We start from the raw sequence: 8,621 nt of genomic DNA on the forward strand, positions 1-8,621 counted from the left end.
TGGGACGCGATCTCCTTGCGCCACAGCGCATAACCCTGCTCGTTCATGTGCAGCCGGTCTTCCAGGAACAGCTCCGGGCGCGGCTGGCCCTGGCTGTCCAGCATCTTCGAATAGATGTCGATGAAATCCAGGTTGGCGGTCTTGTCGGCGTAGGCTGCGATCAAGGCATTGGTGTCGTGGATGGACGGCATCAACGAGGCGCGCAAGGGGCTGGGCTTGATCGACAGGTAGGCGATGCGGGTGTCCGGCAACGCTGCCTTCACGCCTTCGACAAGCGTCTGGAAGCTTTTCAGCACGTCCTGCGGCGTCGCGCCTTCGGCCAGGTCGTTGTCGCCGGCATAGACCACCACCAGCCGCGGCTGGTAGGGCAGCACCAGCCGGTCCAGGTAGCGGGCCACGTCCGACAGGCGCGAGCCGCCGAAGCCGCGCTTGATGACGCTGGGCTGCTGGTCGAACTGGGTCTCGAGATTGCCCCACAGCCGGATCGACGAGCTGCCGACGAACAGCACGCCGCCAGGCTGGGGCGCCGCGGTGCGGTCCGCCGCAGCAAAGGCGTCCAGGCTTTCGCGCCAGCGGGCGTCGATTTCGGACCTGGCGGAGTTGGGCGACCGCAGCGGGGTTGTCAGCGACTGGGCACGGGCGGCGCCCAGCGCCACCATGCTGAGGCCGGCCACGGTCGCGGCCGTTCGCAAGGACTTTCTCATGTGATCACTCCTGCGTGACAAAGCAGTCAGGTGCAGGCGGCACGGCGAAGTTCCGGCCCCAAGGGATTTCAAGACGTAACAGGAACGCCCGGAAGGCAAAAAGGGCGGCACTGCGCCGCCCCTTGCATGGACCCTGAAGCCTCAGTTGACCTGGGACAACTGATCCAGGATGGCCGGATTCTCAAGCGTCGAGATGTCCTGCGTGATGGCCTCGCCCTTGGCCACCTGCCGCAGCAGCCGCCGCATGATCTTGCCCGAGCGGGTCTTGGGCAGGTTGTCGCCGAAGCGGATGTCCTTGGGCTTGGCGATGGGGCCGATTTCCTTGCCGACGTGGTCGCGCAGCTGCTTGGCAATCGCCTTGGCTTCCTCGCCGGTGGGGCGCGGGCGCTTGAGCACCACGAAGGCGCAGATGGCTTCCCCCGTCGTGTCGTCCGGCCGGCCCACCACAGCCGCTTCGGCCACCAGCTCGGTGCAGCTGACCAGCGCCGACTCGATCTCCATCGTGCCCATGCGGTGGCCGGAGACGTTCAGCACGTCGTCGATGCGGCCGGTGATGGTGAAGTAGCCGGTCTTGGCGTCGCGGATCGCGCCGTCGCCCGCCAGGTAGTACTTGCCCTGGAAATCGGCCGGGTAGTAGCTCTTCTTGTAGCGCTCCGGGTCGCCCCAGATGGTGCGGATCATGCTAGGCCAGGGCTTCTTGACGACCAGGATGCCACCCTGCCCGTTCGGCACGTCCTTGCCGGTTTCGTCGACGATGGCCGCGGCGATGCCGGGGAACGGCAGCGTGCAAGAGCCAGGCACCATCGGCGTGGCGCCCGGCAGCGGCGTGATCATGTGGCCACCGGTTTCGGTCTGCCAGAAGGTGTCGACGATGGGGCAGCGGCTGCCGCCCACGTGCTGGTAGTACCACTCCCAAGCCGCAGGGTTGATGGGCTCGCCAACCGAGCCGAGGATGCGCAGGCTGCTCAGATCGTAGCTCTTCGGGTGGACCTCGTCCTTGGCCTCTGCCGCCTTGATCAGCGAACGGATGGCCGTGGGCGCGGTGTAGAAGATCGTGACCTTGTGGTCCTGGATCATCTTCCAGAAGCGGCCGGCGTCCGGGTAAGTGGGCACGCCTTCGAAGACGATCTCGGTGCCGCCCAGCGCCAGCGGGCCATAGGTGATGTAGGTGTGGCCGGTGACCCAGCCGATGTCGGCGGTGCACCAGAAGATGTCATCGGCCTTCAGGTCGAAGGTCCACTTGGTGGTAAGTGCCGCGTGCAGCAGGTAGCCGCCGGTGCTGTGCTGCACACCCTTGGGCTTGCCGGTGGAGCCGGAGGTATAGAGCAGGAACAAGGGGTGCTCGGCCTCCACCCATTCCGGCTCGCAGGTCTCGGGCTGGTCCTTCATCAGTTCGGCCAGCCACAGGTCGCGGCCTTCGGTCATGCTGACCTTGGCGCCCGCGCGGTTGACCACCAGAACCTTGCTCACCGAGTCGCAGCCGCCCAGCGTCAGCGCTTCGTCGACGATGGCCTTCAGCGGCAGCTGCTTGCCGCCGCGGACCTGGCAGTCGGCCGTGATGACGGCCTTGGCGCCGGTGTCTTCGATGCGGTCGCGCAAGGAGTGGGCCGAGAAGCCGCCGAACACCACCGAGTGGGTCGCGCCAATGCGGGCGCAGGCCTGCATGGCCGCCACGCCTTCGACCGACATCGAGATGTAGATGATGACCCGGTCGCCCTTGCCGATGCCGATGGCCTTCAGCGCATTGGCCATCCGGCAGGTCTTGGCCAGCAGCTGCGCGTAGCTGGTGTGGGTGACCTCGCCGCCGTCGGCCTCGAAGATCAGCGCGGTCTTGTCGCCCAGGCCGCGCTCGATGTTGCGGTCCAGGCAGTTGTAGGAGGCGTTCAGCAGCCCGTCCTCGAACCACTTGAAGAACGGCGCGTCAGCCTCGTTCAGCACCTTGGTGAAGGGCTTCTTCCAGCTGAGCAGCTCGCGCGCCTGGCGGGCCCAGAAGGCTTCGTGGTCCGCTTCGGCTTCGGCGCACAAGGCGTCGTAGGCGGCCATGCCGGACACATGGGCCTGCGCCACCAGTTCGGCGGGCGGCGCGTAAATCTTGAGGTCTTCACTCATGTCGTCTGTCTCCTCGGTCTTGATTGCCTTCACGGGCCTGCCTGCCGATGGGCTTTGCCCGTTTGGCCTGCACTGTGGTCCGCTCGTCTGACGAAGGGCTTACTGGATCACACCCATAGAATTCCCGGCATCGGCCAGCCCTCCGGGCCTGCCCCCCCATCCCCGACGCCCTCGCACCTCATGACGCCAACACCCAATCCTCCGCCCCGCCCGCGCCTGGGCGTGCTGCCAGCCGTGATCTTTGCCAGCCGCTGGCTGCAACTGCCGCTGTACCTCGGGCTGATCCTGGCACAGGCGGTATACGTGTTCCATTTCTGGGTCGAGCTGGTGCACCTGATCCAGGCAGCGCTGGGGGACTCGCATGCGCTGGAGATCCTGGTCAAAAGTGTGGGCTACGGCCATGCAGACACGCCGCCCAGCGGGCTGAACGAGACCATCATCATGCTGGTGGTGCTGGGACTGATCGACGTGGTGATGATTTCGAACCTGCTGATCATGGTGATCGTCGGGGGCTACGAGACCTTTGTCTCACGCATGAACCTCGAAGGCCATCCAGACCAGCCCGAATGGTTAAGCCATGTCAATGCTTCCGTACTGAAAGTCAAGCTGGGCACCGCCATCATCGGCATTTCGTCCATCCACCTGCTGAAGACCTTCATCAGTGCCGAAAACTACAGCGAGAAGACCCTGATCGCGCAGACCGTGATCCACCTGGCCTTCCTGCTGTCGGCTATTGCCATAGCGGCGTCTGACCGCATCCTGTACGCCAGCAAGAACCCCGACCCGCACTGAGCCGCCCCCTTCAGCGTCGGGGCGTGCATGAAAACGCCGGGCCGCCCCAAGTTTTCATGACCCCCTCGGGGGGCGGGCCGGGCGCAGGCCGGTCCTGGGGGTACTCAGTACCCAAGCCCCGAGGGCCGCGGCAATGATGGAGCCGCCCAGCACGCCCAGCTTCAGCTCGGTTTCCAGCAGCGGGTTGCCCTCGAAGGCCAGCCCGCCGATGAACAGGCTCATCGTGAAGCCGATGCCGCACAGCAGCGACACGCCCAGCACCTGGCGCCAGACGGCCCCTGCCGGCAGAGCGGCCCAGCCCGCGCGCACCAGCAGCCACACGGTGCCGAACACACCCAGCGCCTTGCCCAGCACCAGCCCGGCGGCAATGCCCAGCGTGACCGGCGCGACCAGCACCTCGGCCGAAGCGTCCAGCAAGCTGACGCCGGCATTCGTGAACGCGAACACCGGCAGCACCAGGAAGGCGACCCATGGGTGCAGCGCATGTTCGGCGTCTTCCAGCGGCGAACCGCCGTCCGGCCGGCGCATGGGAACCGCCAGTGCGGTGGCCACGCCGGCCAGCGTGGCGTGCACGCCGGACTTCAGCACGAAGACCCACAGCACCAGTCCCAGCACGACATAGACGCCCACATTCGTCACCCTGGCCCGGTTCAGGCCCCACAGCCCGACCAGGCAGGCACCGGCGCCCAGCAGCATGCCCAGCGACAGCTGGCTGGTGTAGAAGACCGCGATCACCGCAATGGCGCCCAGGTCGTCGATGATGGCCACCGCCGTGAGGAAAACCTTCAGCGAGGCCGGCACCCGCGAGCCCAGCAGCGAGACGATGCCGATGGCAAAGGCGATGTCCGTCGCCGAAGGAATGGCCCAGCCGCGCAGCGCGACCGGGTCGGCATGGTTGATGGCCGAGTAGATGAGGGCCGGCACCGCCATGCCGCCCAGCGCCGCGGCCGCCGGCAGGATCGCCTGGCTGCGCGAGGCCAGTTCGCCTTCGACGAACTCGCGCTTGATCTCCAGCCCGACCAGGAAGAAGAACACCGCCATCCACAGGTCATTGACCCAGACCAACAGCGGCTTTGCCAGCACCAGCCAGTCGCCGGCAATGCGAACCTCGCCGGGCAAGGCCAGCAAACGCGCATAGGCCGCGCCCCAGGGCGAGTTGCTGACGATCAGCGCCAACGCCGCGGCAATGGCCAACACGATGCCGCCTGCGGATTCGTGGGCGAAGAAACGACGCAGTGCCGGGGTCATCGATGGGCTCCCTTCAGTAAAATCCCGGATGCATTCTGCCCGTCAGCCGGCAGACCTCCGCCCGCACAAAGCAAGCATGGAAAGCCAAGCATGACCACCATCCGCCAGGCCGATCTGATCGAGTCCGTCGCCAGCGCGCTGCAGTACATCAGCTACTACCACCCGGCCGACTACATCGCCCACCTCGCCCGCGCCTATGAGCGAGAGGAGAGCGCTGCCGCCAAGGACGCGATCGCCCAGATCCTGACCAACTCGCGCATGTGCGCCGAGGGCAAGCGCCCGATCTGCCAGGACACCGGCATCGTCAACGTGTTCCTGAAGATCGGCATGGACGTGAAGTGGGAAGGCTTTGGCAAGGGCTCGGTCACCGACGCGGTGAACCAGGGCGTGCGCCAGGGCTACCTGAACCCGGACAACGTGCTGCGCGCCTCGGTGCTGGCCGACCCGATCTTCGAGCGCAAGAACACCAGGGACAACACGCCTGCCGTGGTCCACATGGAGCTGGTGCCCGGTGACAAGGTCGACGTGATCGTCGCCGCCAAGGGCGGCGGCAGCGAGAACAAGTCCAAGATGTACATGCTCAATCCCAGCGACAGCATCGTCGACTGGGTGCTGAAGACCGTCCCGACCATGGGCGCCGGCTGGTGCCCGCCGGGCATGCTGGGCATTGGCGTGGGTGGCACGGCCGAGAAGGCGGTGATGCTGGCCAAGGAAGTGTTGATGGAAGACATCGACATGTACGAGCTGCTGGCGCGCGGCCCGCAGAACAAGCTCGAAGAGCTGCGCATCGAGCTTTACGAGAAGGTCAACGCGCTGGGCATTGGCGCGCAAGGCCTGGGCGGCCTGACGACAGTGCTGGACGTGAAGATCAAGACCTTCCCGACGCACGCCGCCAGCAAGCCGATCGCGATGATCCCGAACTGCGCTGCCACCCGCCACGCGCACTTTGTGCTGGATGGCTCCGGCGCCGTGCACCTGGACCCGCCCAGCCTGGACCTGTGGCCCGACGTGACCTGGGCGCCGGACTACAACAAGAGCAAGCGCGTGGACCTGAACACGCTGACGCCGGCAGAAGTCGCCAGCTGGAAGATCGGCCAGACGCTGCTGCTCAACGGCAAGATGCTGACCGGCCGCGACGCCGCGCACAAGCGCATCAAGGACATGCTGGCCAAGGGTGAAGCCCTGCCGGTGGACTTCGCCAACCGCGTCATCTACTACGTCGGCCCGGTGGACCCGGTGCGCGACGAAGTCGTCGGCCCGGCCGGCCCGACCACTGCGACCCGCATGGACTCGTTCACCGAGATGATGCTGGCCCAGACCGGCCTGATCTCGATGATCGGCAAGTCCGAGCGCGGCCCGGTCGCGATCGAATCCATCAAGAAGCACAAGAGCGCCTACCTGATGGCCGTGGGCGGCAGCGCCTACCTGGTTTCCAAGGCCATCAAGGCCGCCAAGGTCGTCGGTTTTGCCGACCTGGGCATGGAAGCCATCTACGAGTTCGACGTGGTGGACATGCCGGTGACCGTGGCCGTCGATTCGACGGGCACCAGCGCCCACATCGAGGGCCCGAAGACCTGGCAAGCCAAGATCGGCAAGATCCCCGTGGTGGAGGCTTGAAGTGGGGCACCCGGCCTCACGGGTACGTGAGACCACCCGCCGAGCGGGTTGGCGCAGCCGCCTTGGGGCGGCCCGGCGCCGGCTGCGTTCAACCATCTGGCAGCAATTCAGCCCGCCAGAACCGCAGCTGGCGGCGCTGGATTGCGTTTTGTCTCAAGGGGTGGCCGTGGGGGCCAGTGTTGGGATAGGCTAGGCGCCCTGTCATTCCCCAGGGAAAGAACGCCTTGAGCAACACCCCGAGTTCGCTGCCCACGACGCTGGCGACCACCTCGTTGTCACCGCTTTCGCCGCTGCCCGGCAGCAGCAACCTTGCGCTGGTCGGCATTCCGGCCGACTTCCCCGTTGCCTTGAGCGACGAGCAGCGCAACGCCATCGGCGCGCAGATCGCCAGCGTCAGCCTGGCGCAGACGCCGATGCTGGACATCGCCAAGCTGGGCGGCGAAGCGGAGCAGTCGCTGCACCGCACGCTGGGCCAGTTCCTGGACCGCATCGAGAAGGCCGAACAGCCGCGCATCTTCAAGCTGGTGGCAGGCCTGAGCGAAGCCGTCGAAAGCGAGAAGCTGGACGCGCTGGCCGACAAGATCCTGAACGCCCAGCCCAGCGCCATGGAGCGCTTCATGGGCATGTTCAACAAGAAGACGCTGAGCAAGGCCATGAGCCGTGCCTACGAAGAGGTGCGGCTGGCCGCTTCGGGCAAGAGCAAGAAGCTCTCGGACCTGATCAAGACCATGGAAGTGGAGCTGCAGCAGGAGCAGCAGCGGCTGGACGGCGAGGTGCGCAACCTCGAACAGCTGAAGAACGCCTACCGCGAGCGCTTTGTCGAGTTCGCCCAGGTGGCGGCCTTCCTGATGGGCTTTGTCAACAAGGCCCGCGCCGAGCTGGGCGAAGCCATCAGCAATGGCGCTGACAGCGGCACCGTGGCCACGCTGCAGGACAAGCTGCAGGCACTGGAAAGCCGCGCACTGGCCATCGAGAGCACGCTGTCGCGCCTGCCATCAGACCAGATGGTGATCCGCCAGCTGCAGAATGCCGGCATTTCCACGCTGCAGGAAACCACGACCACTGCGTCCTCGCGTTTTGCCAGCATCAAGATGACGCTGCTGACCATCCACGGCGCGCTGGTCACGCAGGGCGTGCAGCGCCTGGCGGAACAGGGCGCCGCGCTGGACGCCAACCTGCTGGCCGTGCGCTCCAAGCTGATGACCGAGGTCGTCGGCAAGGCCGCCACCGCGCCGGGCGACAACCGCCTGGCCCAGGCGCGCCAGCTGCAGGCCATCGTGGCCGACACGCGGCAGCTGGTGGGCATCGTCGAGCAGGCACGGGCCAAGAACACGCAGAGCTTCGAGCAGGCCCGCCAGATCTTCGCGCAGGCGCGCCAGGACATGGCGCAACTGGGCGCGGTAATCCGCCCTGACCTGCCTGCGCAACGCTGAGCGCGCTCGCCCCCTTTTCGTTTTTCGCTCCCTTCTGCAAGGACCCGCTACATGTCCAAACTCGTTCTGAACCTGGCCAAGCCCGGCGAGCAAGCGCCCAAGCTGCAGCTCAACCTCAGCAAGGGCGAAGCCTTCACCGCCAAGCTCTCGTGGGACGGCGAGACCGACCTCGACCTGCACGCCATCGTCTGCGTCAATGCCGGCGACGGCGCCAAGGCGCAAAGCCTGGAAGACATCCTGTCGACCTACAACGTGCGCCGCAAGATCGGCGGCCAGGAAGTGGGCGTGCTCGACAAGCAGGCCGACGGTTCGTTCCAGGTGCATGGCGGCGCACTGCGCCACAGCCCGGATGCACTGGACGGCGCACTGGACGGCGTGGACGAATGGATACGCGTGGACCCGTCCAAGCTGCCTTCGGTCAGCAGCGGCGTGCTGGAGATTCCGCTGGTCGCGATGATCCACACCCAGGCCGCGGCCAAGCGCTTCGGCCAAGTGCAGAACGCCGAGATCGCCATCGTCAACGCCAGCGGCGCAGAACTGATGCGCGCCAGCCTGTCCAACCAGTTCGGCGACTTCATCGGCGTGCAGATGGGCTCGATCATGATCGAGGCCGGCGGCAAGGCGAATTTCGTCGCAGTGGGCGTGGGCTTCAACGGCGACTTCAACAGCGTGCTGGGCCACTTCTCCTGAAGCACGGCCCGCTCCCCCAGGCCGCATG

General features: G+C 66.2%; 7 protein-coding genes. 4 read left to right on the forward strand and 3 right to left on the reverse strand.

The features are described from left to right. Both FKP22_RS13275 and acs read right to left on the reverse strand, forming a co-directional pair. Nucleotides 1–704 (reverse strand): SGNH/GDSL hydrolase family protein (locus tag FKP22_RS13275; RefSeq protein ID WP_141287963.1); only part of this gene is annotated, 704 nt, incomplete at its 3' end. A gap of 141 nt (nucleotides 705–845) precedes the next feature. Beyond that, nucleotides 846–2,813 (reverse strand): acetate--CoA ligase, encoded by a 1,968-nt coding sequence (gene acs, locus FKP22_RS13280; RefSeq protein ID WP_141287964.1) that lies wholly within the window; start codon nucleotides 2,811–2,813, stop codon nucleotides 846–848. Between the two features lie 180 nt (nucleotides 2,814–2,993). On the opposite strand from acs, the gene FKP22_RS13285 reads away from it, so the two are divergent. Next, nucleotides 2,994–3,605, forward strand: coding sequence for a TIGR00645 family protein (locus FKP22_RS13285; RefSeq protein ID WP_141287965.1), 612 nt, complete (start codon nucleotides 2,994–2,996; stop codon nucleotides 3,603–3,605). 54 nt (nucleotides 3,606–3,659) lie between these two features. Here the strand turns inward: FKP22_RS13285 and nhaA are convergent, their stop codons facing one another. Continuing rightward, on the reverse strand, nucleotides 3,660–4,853 hold the full coding sequence (nhaA, locus tag FKP22_RS13290; protein WP_141287966.1) for a Na+/H+ antiporter NhaA: 1,194 nt from the start codon (nucleotides 4,851–4,853) through the stop codon (nucleotides 3,660–3,662). A 90-nt stretch (nucleotides 4,854–4,943) separates the two neighbouring features. On the opposite strand from nhaA, the gene FKP22_RS13295 reads away from it, so the two are divergent. The 3 genes from FKP22_RS13295 (at nucleotide 4,944) to FKP22_RS13305 (ending at nucleotide 8,593) form a co-directional block, all read left to right on the forward strand. Then, on the forward strand, nucleotides 4,944–6,470 hold the full coding sequence (locus tag FKP22_RS13295; protein WP_141287967.1) for a fumarate hydratase: 1,527 nt from the start codon (nucleotides 4,944–4,946) through the stop codon (nucleotides 6,468–6,470). Nucleotides 6,471–6,694: 224 nt separating this feature from the next. Then, the gene (locus tag FKP22_RS13300) at nucleotides 6,695–7,903 is read left to right on the forward strand and encodes a hypothetical protein (RefSeq protein ID WP_141287968.1); all 1,209 of its coding nucleotides are present in this window, start codon (nucleotides 6,695–6,697) and stop codon (nucleotides 7,901–7,903) included. Between the two features lie 51 nt (nucleotides 7,904–7,954). Beyond that, complete coding sequence (locus FKP22_RS13305) at nucleotides 7,955–8,593, forward strand: TerD family protein (protein WP_141287969.1); 639 nt, start codon at nucleotides 7,955–7,957, stop codon at nucleotides 8,591–8,593. The last annotated feature ends 28 nt before the right edge of the window (nucleotides 8,594–8,621 follow it).

It is taken from the genome of Ideonella azotifigens, assembly GCF_006519715.1.
GTDB classification, from domain to species: domain Bacteria; phylum Pseudomonadota; class Gammaproteobacteria; order Burkholderiales; family Burkholderiaceae_C; genus Ideonella; species Ideonella azotifigens.